This is a genomic window from Veillonella atypica, assembly GCF_041431435.1.
GTDB lineage: Bacteria > Bacillota > Negativicutes > Veillonellales > Veillonellaceae > Veillonella > Veillonella atypica.
Window position 1 is genome coordinate 165,177 of sequence record NZ_JAPVXV010000005.1, and the last position, 17,231, is coordinate 182,407.

Annotated in this window: 16 protein-coding genes; 9 read left to right on the forward strand and 7 right to left on the reverse strand. The window is 40.4% G+C overall.

Annotated elements, in window-relative coordinates:
* The first annotated feature begins 12 nt into the window (after window positions 1-12).
* The 7 genes from aroB (at window position 13) to O3598_RS07775 (ending at window position 7,111) form a co-directional block, all read left to right on the forward strand.
* A complete protein-coding gene (aroB, locus tag O3598_RS07745) occupies window positions 13-1,065 on the forward strand; it encodes a 3-dehydroquinate synthase (protein ID WP_156931710.1) in 1,053 nt (350 codons plus the stop codon).
* Between the two features lie 19 nt (window positions 1,066-1,084).
* On the forward strand, window positions 1,085-2,353 hold the full coding sequence (aroA, locus tag O3598_RS07750) for a 3-phosphoshikimate 1-carboxyvinyltransferase (RefSeq protein ID WP_287500610.1): 1,269 nt from the start codon (window positions 1,085-1,087) through the stop codon (window positions 2,351-2,353).
* Window positions 2,343-3,437 carry a chorismate synthase gene (gene aroC, locus O3598_RS07755; protein WP_016476421.1) on the forward strand — a complete coding sequence of 365 codons (1,095 nt, stop codon included), beginning with the start codon at window positions 2,343-2,345 and terminating at the stop codon, window positions 3,435-3,437. The genes aroA and aroC overlap by 11 nt, the downstream gene beginning before the upstream one ends.
* On the forward strand, window positions 3,424-4,563 hold the full coding sequence (locus tag O3598_RS07760; protein ID WP_371452305.1) for a bifunctional chorismate mutase/prephenate dehydratase: 1,140 nt from the start codon (window positions 3,424-3,426) through the stop codon (window positions 4,561-4,563). The genes aroC and O3598_RS07760 overlap by 14 nt, the downstream gene beginning before the upstream one ends.
* A gap of 123 nt (window positions 4,564-4,686) precedes the next feature.
* Entirely contained in the window at window positions 4,687-5,922 is a 1,236-nt protein-coding gene (locus tag O3598_RS07765; protein WP_016476419.1) for a shikimate kinase, read from the forward strand.
* 263 nt (window positions 5,923-6,185) lie between these two features.
* Window positions 6,186-6,794: a type II toxin-antitoxin system RelB/DinJ family antitoxin gene (locus tag O3598_RS07770; RefSeq protein ID WP_016476418.1), complete on the forward strand. Its 609-nt coding sequence runs from the start codon at window positions 6,186-6,188 to the stop codon at window positions 6,792-6,794.
* Between the two features lie 14 nt (window positions 6,795-6,808).
* Window positions 6,809-7,111: a type II toxin-antitoxin system RelE/ParE family toxin gene (locus O3598_RS07775; RefSeq protein ID WP_005377462.1), complete on the forward strand. Its 303-nt coding sequence runs from the start codon at window positions 6,809-6,811 to the stop codon at window positions 7,109-7,111.
* Window positions 7,112-7,135: 24 nt separating this feature from the next.
* On the opposite strand, the gene aroD is transcribed toward O3598_RS07775, so the two are convergent.
* From aroD to O3598_RS07790, 3 genes are all read right to left on the reverse strand, one after another.
* Window positions 7,136-7,930, reverse strand: a complete 795-nt coding sequence (aroD, locus tag O3598_RS07780; protein WP_156931713.1) for a type I 3-dehydroquinate dehydratase — start codon at window positions 7,928-7,930, stop codon at window positions 7,136-7,138.
* Window positions 7,931-7,997: 67 nt separating this feature from the next.
* Entirely contained in the window at window positions 7,998-9,230 is a 1,233-nt protein-coding gene (locus tag O3598_RS07785; RefSeq protein ID WP_005379614.1) for an MFS transporter, read from the reverse strand.
* Window positions 9,231-9,323: 93 nt separating this feature from the next.
* Window positions 9,324-9,743, reverse strand: coding sequence for an RrF2 family transcriptional regulator (locus tag O3598_RS07790; protein ID WP_005377450.1), 420 nt, complete (start codon window positions 9,741-9,743; stop codon window positions 9,324-9,326).
* Window positions 9,744-9,888: 145 nt separating this feature from the next.
* Between O3598_RS07790 and O3598_RS07795 the strand changes: the two genes are divergently transcribed.
* Window positions 9,889-11,256 carry an NCS2 family permease gene (locus tag O3598_RS07795; protein ID WP_005379645.1) on the forward strand — a complete coding sequence of 456 codons (1,368 nt, stop codon included), beginning with the start codon at window positions 9,889-9,891 and terminating at the stop codon, window positions 11,254-11,256.
* A 65-nt stretch (window positions 11,257-11,321) separates the two neighbouring features.
* Here the strand turns inward: O3598_RS07795 and O3598_RS07800 are convergent, their stop codons facing one another.
* Complete coding sequence (locus O3598_RS07800) at window positions 11,322-12,647, reverse strand: hypothetical protein (RefSeq protein ID WP_016476416.1); 1,326 nt, start codon at window positions 12,645-12,647, stop codon at window positions 11,322-11,324.
* Between the two features lie 235 nt (window positions 12,648-12,882).
* Complete coding sequence (locus O3598_RS07805; protein WP_016476415.1) at window positions 12,883-13,395, reverse strand: pyridoxamine 5'-phosphate oxidase family protein; 513 nt, start codon at window positions 13,393-13,395, stop codon at window positions 12,883-12,885.
* A 286-nt stretch (window positions 13,396-13,681) separates the two neighbouring features.
* Here O3598_RS07805 and O3598_RS07810 point away from each other — a divergent pair, with 286 nt between their 5' ends.
* A complete protein-coding gene (locus O3598_RS07810; protein WP_005377297.1) occupies window positions 13,682-15,127 on the forward strand; it encodes an amino acid permease in 1,446 nt (481 codons plus the stop codon).
* Between the two features lie 47 nt (window positions 15,128-15,174).
* Here the strand turns inward: O3598_RS07810 and O3598_RS07815 are convergent, their stop codons facing one another.
* Window positions 15,175-15,741, reverse strand: coding sequence for an immunity protein YezG family protein (locus tag O3598_RS07815; RefSeq protein WP_005379655.1), 567 nt, complete (start codon window positions 15,739-15,741; stop codon window positions 15,175-15,177).
* Between the two features lie 157 nt (window positions 15,742-15,898).
* On the reverse strand, window positions 15,899-17,023 hold the full coding sequence (locus O3598_RS07820; protein ID WP_005379649.1) for a cation diffusion facilitator family transporter: 1,125 nt from the start codon (window positions 17,021-17,023) through the stop codon (window positions 15,899-15,901).
* Between the last annotated feature and the right edge of the window lie 208 nt (window positions 17,024-17,231).

The window sequence follows — 17,231 nt, forward strand, 5'->3', positions numbered from 1 at the left end:
AAAGGAACTGTTATGACTCGCATTCATATTAACGCGTCCACACCGTATGACGTTGTCATCGAAAACGGTGCTTTACAACGCATCAGCGATTATATAAAACCATTAAAACCAAATTGTCGTGTTATCATCGTCAGCGACAGCAATGTAGCACCGCACTATTTGAGTTCTGTGAAAGCTAATATGGAGCATGCGGGTTATACTGTTTGTGATTATGTATTCCCTGCTGGTGAAAGCTCCAAAAATGCCCACCAACTCATCGATTTAGTGGACTATATGGCAGCTCAATCGTTAACACGCAAGGACCTTCTCATCGCGCTTGGCGGTGGTGTTGTAGGTGATATGGCAGGCTTTGCAGCGGCTACCTATTTGCGTGGCATTGACTATGTACAGGTACCTACCTCCCTATTAGCGGCGGTAGACTCCTCTGTAGGCGGTAAAACAGCTGTCAATCTTGAAGCAGGTAAAAACCTGTGGGGTGCTTTCAAACAACCCATTCTTGTCCTCTGTGATTCGGAAACGCTTAATACATTGCCAGACATGGAATGGAAAAATGGATGTGGCGAAATCATCAAATATGGTTTCCTCGATGTACCAGGTTTATTAACTCAGCTAGAAAATAAGCCCTTGATAACACACCGCGATAGCGTTAGTGCTGTCATTGCGCGATGCGTACAAGCAAAGGCGGATATCGTAGAACAAGACGAACGCGAATCTGGCGTCCGCGCCCTCTTAAACCTAGGCCATACCTTTGGTCACGGCATTGAAAAAGCGAGTCACTTTGAGGTTCATCATGGCTATGCGGTTGCTATTGGCATGGTACTCATGGCACAGGGTGCGGTAAAACATGGAGAACTAGATATTGAAGCTCTAGATAAGTTAAAATCCCTCATCGAAGCCCATCATTTACCAACTACAACGACTGTAACAAGGGAAGAAATCCTAGCAGCTGCTAAGCACGATAAGAAAAGCGAAGGCGCTACTATTAAAATTGTAGTACCAACAAGCTATGGCCACAGCGAACTTAAGGTTGTTACCCACGAAGAACTTGCCACCTATTTAGACTAAGACGTAAAAGGAGATTTCTATGCATTCCGTAACGAACGCCATTCCTACAGGAACGATTGCGTCCATCCCAGCAAAGGCACATGCACACCGCGCATTAATTTGTGCAGCCCTTGCTAACTCTCCATCTACTATACTACTAAGCCGTACCTCTAAAGATATCGATGCTACTATGGAATCCTTGCGAGGCTTAGGTGCTCACGTAGTATATGAAAATAAAGTTGTCACTATTACACCAGGTCCTGTCCCAACAAAGGGCAATGTAGTACCTCACGAATCAGGCACTACATTACGTCTCTTATTACCTGTAGCTGCATCCATCTGTAACGATGTAGACGTAGATGCCAAAGGTCGTTTACCAGATCGCCCTCTCGAACCTATGCTCAGTGAAATGAAAGCGCATGGCGTAACATTCTCCCAAGATAAACCGCCATTTACTATGACAGGTCGTCTCCAAGGCGGTAATTTCTCCATGGTAGGTGATGTAAGCAGCCAATTCTTCTCTGGATTATTGTTGGCAGCCCCTCAAATCGGCCTATCTACTATCACGGCTACTACGCCACTACAATCTAGTGATTATGTAACATTAACGACGGAAACCATGCGTGATTTTGGTGTCGAAGTTAAACATACCTTACCAAGCACAAACATCAACGAGGCTTTCACAGTCCCATTTGGTGCGTCCTTTATCGGCCGTGATAATTACCAAATCGAAGGTGACTGGTCTAATGCAGCAATCTGGATGGTAGCAGCTGGTATGACGGGCAAACCAATTACGATTACAGGCATGAACAAAAACTCTGTACAAGCTGACCGCCGCATCATACAAGTTATGATTGATGCTGGTTGTGATGTTGTATGGGATGGTATGAATATAACGGTCACAGGTCGTGCTTCCAAGCCAATCCATGTAGACCTTGAGCAAATGCCGGATATGTTGCCTGTTATGGCAGCTCTTGCTTGCTCTATTTCTGGAGAAAGCTCCTTTATTAAGGGTGCTCGCCTACGCTTAAAAGAATCCGATCGTCTCATAGCTGTTGCTAATCTCGTAAGAGACTTAGGCGGTACAGTGCGTGAAGAAGGCGATGACCTATACATCATCGGTAGTGGTATACTTAAAGGTGGACATGGTGATTGCGTAAATGACCATCGCCTCGTTATGGCCGGCACATTGATGGCCCTCATCAGTGAAAACCCTGTTACGTTAAAAGATAGCGAAGCTATCACAAAATCCTATCCAGACTTCTTTGAGGACTGGAACTTATTAGGAGGTGATGCTCATGGCATCTAATTTCGGTAAAACTATACAAGTATCTACCTTTGGCGCCTCTCATGGATACGCTATCGGCGGTATTGTTGAAGGTCTTCCTTGTGGACATACCATCGATATCGATGAGTTAAAAACCTTTTTAAAGCGCCGTGCACCAGGGCAAAATCAATTAACAACACAGCGTAAGGAAGCCGATACACCTGAATTTTTAGCAGGTTTGGTGGACGGCATGCTCAGTGGTTCTCCATTGGCATTTATGATTCGTAACACATCTCAACACTCTAGCGATTATAACAACTTACGCGATATCCCTCGCCCATCTCATGCGGACTTTACAGCTCGTATACGCTACGGTGATAAGGTAGATATGCGCGGTGGCGGCCATTTTTCAGCGCGCCTTACAGCTCCGCTTTGTGTAGCTGGTGGCATCGCTCTACAACTATTACGTGAAAAAGGCATTGAAATCCACGGCCATTTAAAACAAGTGGGAACGATTCAAGATGCTCCTATCAACATGGTCCACCCAGATATGAAAGCATTAGCTAGCATCGCTACAGAAGCAATTGCTATGGTTAATCCACAAAAACGTAACGAAGTAGAAACCCTTGTTATGGACCTCAAAAAAGATGGGGACTCTACAGGTGGTATCGTTGAAGTCATTGCTACAGGTCTACCAATTGGCCTTGGCAACCCAAACTTTGACGGTATCGAAAACCGCTTAGCTCGCGTAATCTTTGGGGTACCCGCCATTAAAGGCGTATCCTTTGGCGGTGGCTTCGATATGTGTGCACAACTTGGTTCCGAAGTGAATGATGCTTTCACCATGGACGGCGACAAGATTACAACCACAACTAATAATAGCGGTGGTATTCAAGGTGGTATAACTAACGGCTTGCCCCTCGTTATGCAAGTGGGCATCAAACCAACACCATCCATTTATAAAGAACAACATTCTGTGTCACTTTCACAAAAAGAGGACACATTGCTCACAATCCAAGGTCGTCACGACCCATGTGTAGCGCTTCGTGCAGTACCTGTAATCGAAGCTGTTACGGCCCTTGTTATTCTTGATTTCTTAGGAGATATTGACCATGAACTTAGATGAAGTACGCGTTAAAATTAACGATATAAACGACCAAATGCTCGCCCTCTTCAAAGAGCGCATGGAACTCTCCAAGGATGTCGCGGCAGCCAAAAAAGAAATGAACAAGGCTATTTACGATGCCAAACGGGAACGAGATATCCTCGATAAAGTAACTCGAGATGCAGGCCCAGACCTCGACCTATACGCACGCCGTTTCTTTGAAGCCTTATTCAGCTTGAGCCGGACCTATCAGTCTGAACAATTGTTCCAAGATAATGAGTTCACTGTTAAAATGAAAAAGGCTATTGAGCAGTCCCCTACATTACCTCCACAACGTGGTAGCGTAGCTTGTGCTGGCGTCTTCGGTAGTAATGCGCAAGTGGCGTGCGATAAATTATTACCACTCAGCCAAATTCACTATGTAACAGGATTCCGTGCTGTATTTGATGCGGTAGAATCCGGTGAATGTCAATTTGGCGTATTACCTATCGAAAATAGCTCCAATGGCTCTGTAAAAGAAGTATACGACCTATTAGAAGAGCGTAAATGCTATATCGTGCGCGGTACGCGCCTTTGGATTTCTCACGATTTACTCGTGAAAAAAGGCACAAAACTAGAAGATATTCACACTATCATCTCCCACCCTCAAGCGTTGGGCCAATGCAGTCACTTCCTAGAAAAATTAGAAGGTGTAGAGTTACGTTCCTTCGATAACACGGCTCGTGCAGCACAAATGGTGGCAGCCAGTGATGATCCAGGCGTAGCTGCTATTGCAGCACCGCAATGTGCAGACTTATATAATTTATCTCCATTGATGCGCAATATCCAAAATAGCGATAACAACTATACGCGCTTTATCTGTATCAGCAAGGACTTCCATGTATACCCAGGGGCTAATAAAATCTCCGTGGTAACTACAGCAAGCCATGCTCCAGGTGGTCTTGGTACATTACTTACCAAGTTTGCAAACATCGGCGTAAATCTTACAAAACTTGAGTCTCGCCCGATTGTAGGTCATAACTTTGAGTTCTTATTCTACCTCGACTTAGAAGCATCCCTAGCAGATCCTAAGGTATTGTCTGTTCTAGCAGAGCTACACACATCACAAGATAAATTCCGCTTACTAGGCAATTACCCTGAAAACTAATATACTTATATGTACTAGTCCCTATAAGAACATATATAGTACAATACATATAGTTATAAAACTTCAATGGCTAATAGGTACCAGCCTATTAGCCATTCTATGTATATTGACCTAGGAGGTCCTATGAAATTTGGTTTACTTGGCCGTACGTTAGGCCATAGCTTCTCCCCTCGCATTCACAGTGCACTAGGGAATACAAATTACGAATTATTTGAGCGCGAACCGAGCCAACTACAAGAGTTCTTCGCTGATCCAGAATTACAAGGTATCAATATCACTATTCCTTACAAGGTAAATGCCCTTGAAGCTTGTGATGTTGTAGATCCACGGGCAGAACGCATTGGCTGTGTAAATACGATGGTTCGCAAGGATGGCAAATGGCACGGTTATAATACAGACTATGATGGTTTCGTATTTACCCTACAACATGCAGGCATCGATGTAGCTGGCAAGGAATGTATCATTCTTGGCGATGGCGCATCCTCCGCTACCGTTCACGTAGCTCTTGAAGACTTAGGAGCTAAGAACATAGTTCATCTCTCTCGTAAGACGGCACCATTCTATGGTGATACTCCTAATTACTATGAAACAGCACAGATTATTATTAACTGCACACCTATCGGGATGTATCCTCATAATCCAGCTAATCTCATCGATATTACACAATTTTCCAAATTGGAAGGCGTTGTAGACCTCATCTATAATCCACGCCGTACAATTTTGCTGTTACAAGCAGAAATGATGGAAATTCCTCATTGTGATGGCTTGCCATTCCTTGTGGCTCAAGGTGTTGAGGCGGCTAATCATTTCCACGGTGAAAGCTTTGGTACAAAGGAAATTGAACAAATCTTGCGCGATATGCGCCGTGAAAAGGAAAACATTATCCTCATCGGCATGCCTGGTGTAGGAAAAACTACAGTCGGTAAAGCGCTCGGTGAAGAAATGGGCCGTACCTGCATTGACGTGGATCATGAGTTAGAAAAAGAAATTGGAGACATTTCCACATACATTACAGAACAAGGGGAACCAGCATTCCGTGAAAAAGAAGCGGAAATGATTGCGAAACTGGGCACTCAAACAGGTCTTGTTATCTCCACTGGTGGCGGCTGTGTAACAGTGCCTAAAAACTACGCACACTTACGCCAAAATGGTCGTATCTACCAATTAACCCAACCTATAGAAAATTTATCTACATCCGGTCGGGTTCTCTCTAGTGGTGGTATCGAACGCTTACGCGAACTCGAAGAAATTCGTACACCAATGTATGAAAGCTTTGCACAATCCATCGTGGAACATAACCGTAATGCACCAGAAACAGTGTCTACTATCCTAGAAGATTTTGAAGCAAACTTATTGTAAGAAGATTTACATCTGTATTTCTAGATAAAACTAAAACTCATATCTTAACTTCATAGATATAGTACTAAAAGCAGTATTTATCCCTAAGATAAATACTGCTTTTTTATATTCTCTATGTTTTATATGTATTTGTAAAAATCCATATTTGCAATTACAATGTAATTACAACTAGAATTCAAGAAGCTTAAACACCTTTTTCTATAAGAGCAATAAAATAACCAAAGTATTACAGTCACAACTTAAAGAATCATAGGAGAGATATTATGAAAACCGTAAACCTACAAGTCCGCATCAACGAAGATCTAAAACAAGAGGTATCTAGCATATTAAAAGCACAAGGCCTATCCTACACCTCCATGCTTGACGCACTATTTCGTCAAATTATCAAAGAACGTCGCATTCCTTTCGCCATTGCATTACCAACAACATCTACAGATGAAACACCAACGCCAAGTACACTCAACAATGACGGCACCTACGAACAACCCCGAATCACATTAAAGGCATCAGATACTACTAGCTCGTACGGAACATCAACCACAAACGAGGTTGAAATATCCTTTGATAAAATTGATAAAACAGGCATACTCAATATCCGTATTAATCCTAAAGTTAAGACACTAACAACAGCTATCTTAAAAGAGATGGGATTAACTATATCACAAACTGTTACACTTGTATCAAAACAAATACAATTCACTAACGATATTCCTTCCACTATCCATCGCCCAGAATGGATTGATGCTATAAATGATGATTTATGGACTAAAGAAGATTTAAGCACAAGAATAGAGATAGGACTTAATCAAGCAAAAAAGGGAATTGGCGAACCTGCTGAAAAAGTCTTTAATGAGCTCCTTAAGGATTTATAAGTTCGGAGGTTAAAATGAGATATACAATAATTTTGACCCCTACTGCTAAATCTGACATAGTAAATCTCAAACTTTCATTAAAGCAACGCTTTATAGACACTGCGTTTATCCAAAAAGAATTATCACAAATTTACCAAAAAATATGTTCATTATCCATTTTTCCTGAGCGCTATCCTATTGTAGATAGCAAGGAAAAATACAGAAAATTGTCATACAAAAAGTATCTTATTCTATATAAAGTTATAGGTAATTACATCTATATTTTCTATATTCGACCATCTCGTATGAATATATTACAAGAACTACAAGACAAATAAAAAAATCGGCTCTCACCGACTTTTTTAATGCACTTTTACGCGTTTATGTTGTTGTTCATCAAATACACCATCTACATCAAGAGTATCTAAGATACGTTTTAGTTCATGTACATCAATTTGACCTGGTGCTGATGCTTTGCCCGCTGAAGCAAAGGTCATAGCATTGCCAAATAAAGATCCTGAAGCACGTGTAATAGCCCCCAATGGCCCCATGGCCATCGTAATGATTGGGTCTGATGGATATAAGGATTTTACCTCAGCCGTCGCTTCAAGAAGTGTTAATACATCACCTGTTGTATGAGGCATAACGGCTATCTTTGGCACATCCGCTAAAAATCCTTTCATTTGAATGAGTCGATTTACAATAACATCTCTACTTGGTGTACCATTAAAATCATGATTGCTCATGACGATTGTTACACCATGAACCTTGGCGAATTCTATGGTTTTGACCATTCTATCTTGATCAAAGAATAACTCAATATCAATAGCATCTACCAAGCCCGTTGGGATAAGGCGCTCTAACATTGTAAAGTAATCTTGTGAGGAGATAGATTTCTCGCCCCCCTCACCCTTCGTGCGCCATGTAAAGAGCAATGCACGACCTTTTAATTGAGGTTTCATGAGCATCAATAGTTCAATAATAGCATCAATGGAATGAGCTCGTTCGTAATAGTCAATGCGTAGCTCCACCACATCACAAGGTGTATTGCATGCCACCGCAGTAGCATCTAGAATTTCTTTTACCGTTGTGCCCACAATAGGCACGCATATCTTTGTACCCTTTTCTCCAAGTACAGTTTGGCCGATACGGATCATAACAACTCCTTTGCATCTCATACGAAACAAATGATTCCCTTAATACTATCTATGACTCATCATAGTGTTATTCATGTTTTTTAGATAATTTTCTAGACTGAAAGCCCATATATAACAATAACAATCCAGTAATACTAAATACGTAGGATATGCCCACATAGGTCGATACAATACTAGCAAATACAGGACCTACCATAGAACCAAATTGTTGAGCTGTCGTCGTCATACCAAACATACGACCTCTAAAACTTGGATCTGTATTAAGGGTTACTGCTGCACTCAAGGATGGGTTAATCCCTACAATGCATGAACCAATTAGAACCTGTAAAACACCAAACCACCATATACCCACTGGTAAGCTTTGCAGCAATAGAACGATACCACTACCCATCATACAGTAGGAAATGGTCTTAAAATAACCACGACGTTCACCAAGGCGAACCCATAGATTAGTCGTTAAGGAGCCTGCTAAGCCTCCGATACTGAGGATTGTACCAGAGATTATAGCCGCCCCTTCCATGGTGCCTTGCATATCCCCTACATAAAGGGCCAAGATAGGCTGTAGCATCATGATGACACATTGCATAAAGAAGAAAATCCCAAGCAACCGTACTAGTACAGGTTGTTGTTGAACGGCCTTAAAGTCTTCACGTAAAGATGTAGATTTAGTAGGTTGAGTAGCTTGCGCTGTTCCATCAGTGCCTACAGCATGTAATTTTGGTTCTTTTACAAAGAACAATACAGCCAATGTCGCAATCAGTACAGCGACACCAGATACATAAAATACAGGACGCATCCCTACTACACTTTCAACAGCACCACCTAAAAATGGACCGATGACATTCCCCAAGATAAGCCCTGTCTGGAAGATACCTAAAGCTCGACCAACCTGTTTCTCATCGACACTGAGGGATACCATAGTCATTGCCGCAGGATAAAACCCATTGGCAAATCCAACGAGGGCCCGCCCCATGAGTAGTTGATATTGGTCTGTAACTAAACCAATTAATACATAACAGACAGCAATGCCAAAGCCAGCGCGCAAGGCCATCCGTTTTTTCCCTTTATTATCGGCGATTTTTCCCCAAATTGGAGCCATAATGCCCGCAATGAGGAATGTAATCCCAAAGACAAGGCCCGACCAAAGGGCTACATCGGCTTTTGGGACACCTAATTCCAAGAGATATATAGGCAAAAAAGGAATAATCATGGTGTAACATATAGCTAATACAGTCATGGCAGCCGTAATAATCCATACATTTCGCATGCCACCACGAGTATCATCTGCAATTGTACTCATCTTTCGCCTTCTTTCCACATATAAAAGTGTATAAAAATATGCTTTTACAAAATTATATAAAGAAGAGTCGCATATAAAACGCGACTCTCTCAATTATTCCACTGGAAACTTGTGATCCATTACATCTTGCAAGGAAACGCGCTCCATTACATGGCGAAACTCATCTTGTAAATACTGCCATAGAGGAGCAGTCAAACAATCATTAAACATAGGACATGGCTCTACATCATCCTCTAAACAGGACACAAGAGCAATAGAGTCCTCTGCAGCATATAAGATTTCATATACATTATATTCAGCAGGATCTTTAACCAAGCGATATCCACCGTATTTACCACGGCCACTTTTAACGAGGCCCGCAGAGGACAAGCGAGATACAATTCCTTCTAAGTATTTATCTGAAAACCCTTGGCGTTCTGCGATTTCACGGATAGGCACATTTTTTTCCGTCCCGTGTTCTGCAATATCCGCTAGGATTCGCAAGGCATACCGCCCTTTTGTAGATATTTTCATAAGTTAACCTCTAAGTCATTCACAATATATGTATAGTATAACATAAATTCATACAAAAAATGGTGGGAAATATGATACACTATAGGTATATCGAAATATTTTTATTTGATATGATTTATAATTTCATACAGGGAGGATTTATCTAATGTTAGATAAACTATTTAAACTCAATGAACGAGGTACCTCCGTTAAAACCGAGATTTTAGCGGGTATTACCACGTTTATCACGATGGCGTACATCCTATTTTTGGCGCCAAACATCTTGAGTCTTGCTGGCATGGACAAGGATGCCGTCCTCATCGCTACAGCTTTAGGTGGTGGCCTCGTAACGATTGCTATGGGTTTATTTGTTAACTATCCAATCGCACTGGCTCCAGGGGTTGGCCTCTTAGCCTTTTATTCCTTTACCGTAGTTCTCGGTATGGGTGTATCATGGCAAACGGCACTAGGTGCGGTGTTCATTTCCGGTCTCGTATTCCTCGTCCTAACGCTGACATCGATACGACAAATGATTGTTGTTGGTATACCGGCTTCTATGAAAGTCGCTATTACCGTTGGTATTGGGCTATTTATCTCCATCATCGGTTTAAAACTATCCGGTTTGATGGCGATTTCCATCAGTTTATCTCCTAACACCTTAGGCCAAGTTATACAAACACATGGCAATCTAGTACCTCCAGCATCTGAAGCATTGTTAACACTAGGTAACTTGCACAGTGGCGAAACATTGTTAGCCCTATTCAGCCTCATCTTTACCGCTCTATTGATGGCTCGTAAGATTCAAGGTTCACTCTTGATTGGTGTGTTGGTAACAACAATTGTGTCCTATGTAACGGGACTATCTACAATGCCTGAGAACTTCACAGTATTGGCAGTGCCTGACTTCTCAAAAGCCGCATTTCTTCAATTAGATATTCCTAGTGCGATCCACATGGGCTTGATTACGATTATCTTCTCCTTCACATTCGTAGAATTGTTCGACTCTATGGGTACGTTAATCGGTACTGCTACAGAGGCGAAAATTGCGGATCCAAAATCTGGTAAATTCCCAGGTCTTGGTAAAGCGATGACTGTTGACGCTATCGGCGTTAGTGCTGGCGCATTACTCGGTACATCTACGATTACTGCTTTTGTTGAAAGTGCAGCAGGTGTAGGTGCTGGTGGCCGTACAGGCTTAACAGCTGTCACAACAGGCGTATTATTCCTAATCTGCTTATTCTTGGCTCCATTGGTATCCTTGGTACCAAATGCAGCCACATCTCCTGTTCTTATCATCGTTGGTGCCCTCATGTTAGGTGCTATCCGCAATATCGACTTCGATGATTGGACAGAAGGATTTCCTGCATTCCTCGTTATCGTTTTGATGCCGTTCACGTACAGCATCGCTAACGGTATCTCTGCAGGTCTTATTGCATACCCTCTACTCAAAATCATTGCAGGTCGTGCAAAAGAAGTTAACTGGATTATGTACGTATTAGCGGTACTCGTTATCATCCGTTACGTATTTTTCTAATTAATACATAAAGAACCTATCTCCAAAGATATTAGTAATATATCTAGGAGATAGGTTCGTTTTTATTAACGAATTGTTTTTACACCAATTAAGTCTGTACGACTTGGATCGATATCTTTTAACAGCACTACATGATTTCTATAAAACTCTGCTTCAGAGGCTTTCACAGGCACTTGGAAGAACAAGAAATACGCCATATTATCCTTGTACCACGTAACACTGCGTACTAAGCCCTTATCTACATCCCCTGTATAGTGAACATCACCTATTGGTGTAGAGTCAGTCCACTGTACGTCATGGTACTCCATTGGAATATATTCTTCAGGCCATACGGTATCCATAGAGTAGCTCATGCGGAAGACCATAGTATGAGTTACCCAACGACCGCTGCGCTCTTGATACTCTTTACCTTGCTTCCAATATACAGTTTCTAATACATCATTGTCATAAAAATGTGTAGCATAGTATGTATAGCCAAGCGGTAAATAACTTGGTACAGATACGTCATAAGACATCTTATGAGATGCATCGATTACACCGCTAGGTAAACCGATGGTTTTGCTGGTAAGTATAGGCCACACAGAATTCGTATGTGTACGCAATGGCAACCCAATCGTTTCATAAGGAGGCCAATCCGGCTCATCATTTTGTTTAACCATTTTCGCATCGTTTTCTTCAATATTTTGATTATCATTGCGGTCACCACGTAGTCGATTATCATCAACGGCTACGTTACTCACAGGACCTACAGAGTCTACAATTTTGCTTACAAAGTTTTGATTTCTTAAAGAAGCAAAGTAGAGCATATAAACTTTATTATCTTTTTTCCAGTAAGCAATTTGAATAGCGCCTTTACTATAACCTAACGTATGTACAGCGATCCCATTAGGGGTAGTAAAGCTAACTGCATCCTTAGCGTTGTAATTTGTCTTTTCTAAAATAGGCGTTACCACTGTATCGATAGCCCATCCCATACGATATACAATATCTGTATTAGAGAAGGTTAATTTCGGACCAAATTCTCCATCACGGCCCGTTTCTGTATAAACGATTTCTAATACGTCATGGTCCTTGGCCTTTACATCGCGTACTGCATAGTCTTTAGGCATATAAGACGGAACTTGTATAGGATAGCCAAATTCCTGCGCGGCACTCTCAATATTAGTTTTAACTAAATCATAATCATCAACTTGATCATACCAACGATAACGATCAGCGAGTTTTTTATTATCATCGATGAGCTTTTTATTATCTACATCTCGTTCAACAGGAACGGTATTACCATTTTTATCTATTAACGGGTATGTAGCACTAACTGGCTGTACGCCAAAGGTACTTACTGCAGTAGCCATCGCGGCACATAAAACAGCAGATGTCATTATTTTCTTCATATTCTCTCCTATTACAAAAATTTATAATATACTCCACACATATAATGATATATTTTCTTATTTATATCAAAATCAAGCTACCGTTTCTGTAGCTCTAGCTACTTCATAAAACTTTTATCTTTCCTTTTGTGAAAGTATCGACACAACCAAATAATGTATCTAATGCTTAGGTTCGATATAAAAAAATCCTACTGAACGCTATATCATAATAGAGTTCAATAGGATTGTTGTGTCATTATTTAGTTAATGGCGGCATAATAGCATCTTGTTCAAGTTGTCTTCGTCTTTTGGCCGTATAGTCGACAATTTTAATTTGAACTACGCCCACAGAGTTTACCATGGCTTCCGTAAAAGTAAACTCACGACCTGTCTGATGTTTCATCAATACTTGTAAGCCATGAGACTTTTCATCAATAGCCTCTAAATAGGTAGCCTCTCCACGGCCCATCACACTGGAATAAACTGAACTATATGCACAAGGAATATCACCACCTGAAACAAGGGCTTCATCACTGCCATCAATTTCGATAAATACATGAGGATTTGCTTTAATCAAGTCAAACTTCTTTCCCTCATAATGGCCATGCACATAGATATAAAGCACCTCATCTATAAATTCAAAACCAAAATGTAAGGGCACCACGTAAGGGTAGTCACCATCCATCATGCCTAGGTGAATGATGCGAGTGCTATTTAAAATGCCCTTAATTTCTTCTATATCTGTAACTCTTCTGTCTTGTCGTCTCATAATAACCTCCACGACTTTACGTAAAAGATAATCTATCAATTATTATAGCAAATTATGAAAACCTTTTAACGCATAGTATGCTTTTAAAAGTATGAATACGCTTTCTTTTATTCGTATGTTAATAATACTATTCACAGGATGTGTCTACTGTAAAAATACATTTGACTTTTTATAATAGATACTGTATTATAAGAAAATAGTTTTATATATTCTATAGATTATGAAAGTTATGGTCATCCATGGCTTTTTGTATTTATAGGTAGTTTGTAGAAAAGAGGTCTTTACTATGTCTGATACGAATCAGTTAGAGCGGGGCCTTAAGAATCGCCACGTACAATTGCTCGCCATCGGCGGTGCCATTGGTACAGGCTTATTCTTAGGTTCCGGTCGGGCCATCCATTTGGCAGGTCCATCCATTCTTTTTGCTTATCTCATTACTGGTCTTATATGTTTCTTTGTAATGAGAGCGTTAGGGGAATTATTATTATCTAATCTTAATCATCATTCCTTTATCGATTTTGTAGAGGATTATCTAGGTGATCGCGCTGCGTTCATCACAGGGTGGACATATTGGTTCTGTTGGCTATCACTAGCCATGGCCGATTTAACGGCCGTCGGACTGTATATGCAATACTGGATACCATGGCTACCGCAATGGGTCCCAGCCCTCGTCGTCTTAATAGCTCTATTACTCATGAACTTAACAGCCGTAAAGCACTTTGGTGAAATGGAATTCTGGTTTGCCATGATCAAGGTTATTGCCATTGTGTCCCTTATCATCATCGGCTTAATCATGATTTTCTCTGGATTTAGTACCGATGCTGGTGTAGCTGCCGCCTTTAGTAATTTATGGAATTACGGCGGATGGTTCCCAAATGGAACGATGGGCTTTATCTTATCCTTCCAAATGGTTGTATTTGCATTCACCGGCATTGAACTTGTAGGTTTGACAGCAGGTGAAACTGAAAACCCTGAAAAGGTTATTCCAATGGCCATCAATAATATTCCTTTGCGTATTATTTTGTTCTATATTGGTTCCTTGGCCATCATCATGAGTATTTACCCATGGACAGCCGTTAACCCTGCAGCCAGCCCATTTGTGGCCGTATTTACAGCAGTTGGTATTACCGCAGCAGCAGGTATCGTCAACTTTGTTGTGCTTACCTCTGCCGCATCAGCTACAAACTCTGGTATTTTTAGTACAGGTCGTATGATCTATGCCCTTGCAAAACGCGGTCACGCACCTAAATCAATGCGTCGCTTAACACATAGTAGCGTGCCATATCAAGCGACTATTTTCTCTGCTGCCGTACTACTTATTACAGTTGTACTTAACTATGTCATGCCAGAAGCAGTCTTCGTTATGATTACATCTATCTCTACATTCTGCTTCATTTTCATCTGGGCTATCATGGTTATTTGCCATTTAAAATATCGCAAAAAAAATTCTGAATTGGCGGCAAAATCTAAATTTAAAATGCCTCTATATCCAGTGATGAACTATTTAATTCTTGCGTTCTTCGCGTTCATCCTCATTATCTTGGCCTTGAATGATGACACAAGAGTTGCCTTATTCTTCACACCAGTTTGGTTCATTATCTTGTGGGCCTTCTACTCCATGCTCAATACAGGCGACGAAGATACACTTGAAGAAGAACTATTAGACCTAGCAGGTGCTAAAAAGCAAGCTAAAAAACAAACAACAGATGATCACGATGATTATGTAATTTAACACAAAGCCCCTACCTCACCGAGGTAGGGGCTTTCACTATATCCAAACTATTTCAAATTTGGGAAATTAATTTGTTCATAATTTTGTTGATAGATTGAACTATCTCCTATATTTTCATCGTAATTCATGATGGTTCGAATCCGACGACCTTGACTGGTAACGATAATATCTATAGAAGAAGGAATTTCCTGATTCGTTTGTTGTAGATACATATACAAATCCTGCAACGCCTGAGCCTGACGTAATGCTTCTGTTCTATATTTTCCCTTAGATAAACCAGTATTTTTAATAGTTTGACCACTATATACTTGGCCCATCGTATCCGTATAGTAGAAATAAACTGTATTGTCAGATGGTATCGCCTTAATATAGATAGTTTTCCAATTCTTTTTAATCATCGATTTAGTAGATACGGCTACATTATTCACTAATGTTTGTGTTTGTTTATTGATTTCTTGTGTAGTACCATTTCCTACCGAGATTTCATCATTCGTCGGCATTTGAAGCATAGTCATGGTTGGGTCTGGTTTAACTTGTTTAGCATCTACAGGTTGCATGCCACAGATACTAACTGCAGTCATAACTGCTAATGTGGATAATACCAATTTATTCATAGTTCTCTCCATACTATATATAATATATGACTAACTATATTTTATACAATTTATTATAGGCATAAATAATGTATTTATCAAGTGACGATCCAGCCCCATAAAAATAACCGATATGTTCCTCATACAAGGATACATATCGGTTATTCTTTATATAAAACTAATTACTAAAATCCGTATCCACAATAGCAAATTGTGTATAATCTGGATAACGATTATGAAGTTCCGCCTTAATCTTTTCTAATGTACCATGTGGATCTTCTTCGTCAAAGTTAAAGATAATATCATAATAGATAATCTTTTTATCTTCTCGTACGTAGAAAGCATGGAGTTGGACTACATTAGTATACAAACTGATAACTTGATCAAGCGCTTTTTTGATTTCAAGAACTTCTACGCTTGGTTGATTTTCTGCGTATACGCCGACAGTCATATTAATGCCAAACTTTTTATAAAGATGAACTGCGATTCCTTTAGTTAACGGATGGACCTCACCCACCGTCATCGTATCTGGCAACGAAATATGAACAGAACCAATCACTTCACCTGGTCCATAGCTATTTAGCACTAGGTCATATACACCGCCTACATTTGGATGTTGCGCGATAGTTTCTTTGATGTTTCGAATAAGATCATCATCGGCGCGAACACCAAGCAAATGATTATACATATCCCGTAAGATCTCATAGGCTGCTTTCAAAATTAATAGCGAAATTAAAGCCCCTACATAGCCTTGAATATCTACATTGAAGAAATATACGAGGCCTGCAGACACCAATGTAGCAAAGGTAATCACCGCATCAAAAAGAGCATCAATACCAGACGCTACGAGGGCATCAGATTTATATTTCTCACCTTGAGACTTAATGTATCGCCCCATCACAACCTTTACAACGATAGCAACAGCGATGATAGCAAGGCTTGGAATATCAAATGTGGATACCTCTGGATGAAGAATTTTATCTATCGACTCCTTAAGGGACCCAATGCCTGCACCGAGAATGATGAAAGCAATAGCCATGGTAGTCATATATTCTATACGGCCATGTCCAAATGGATGTTCCTTATCGGCCCCTTTTGCAGCCAGTTTTGTACCGACAATCGTCAACACCGACGAAAGAACGTCTGTTAAGTTATTTACTGCATCAAGGATTATGGCGATGGAATTCGATGCCAATCCTATTATCATCTTAAAAATGACAAGCACCACATTGCCTATAATGCCCTTGATACTGGCGAGCGTAATACCCCGATTACGTTCAGCACTATTATCTTGTAAAATCATACTATTACACCTCTTACATACTATATGTACAATATTAAATAATTTATATGTGTACGTTTATTTGTATTATAGCTTATGGATTATCATTTGTCACTATAATTTTCAATATATTTTCACGAAATCCATTGATTTTACTGAACTTATCAGTCATTCTCATTTCTCAATTAGAAACTTTTATGTATTTAAGAACTCATTCTACTACTGAATG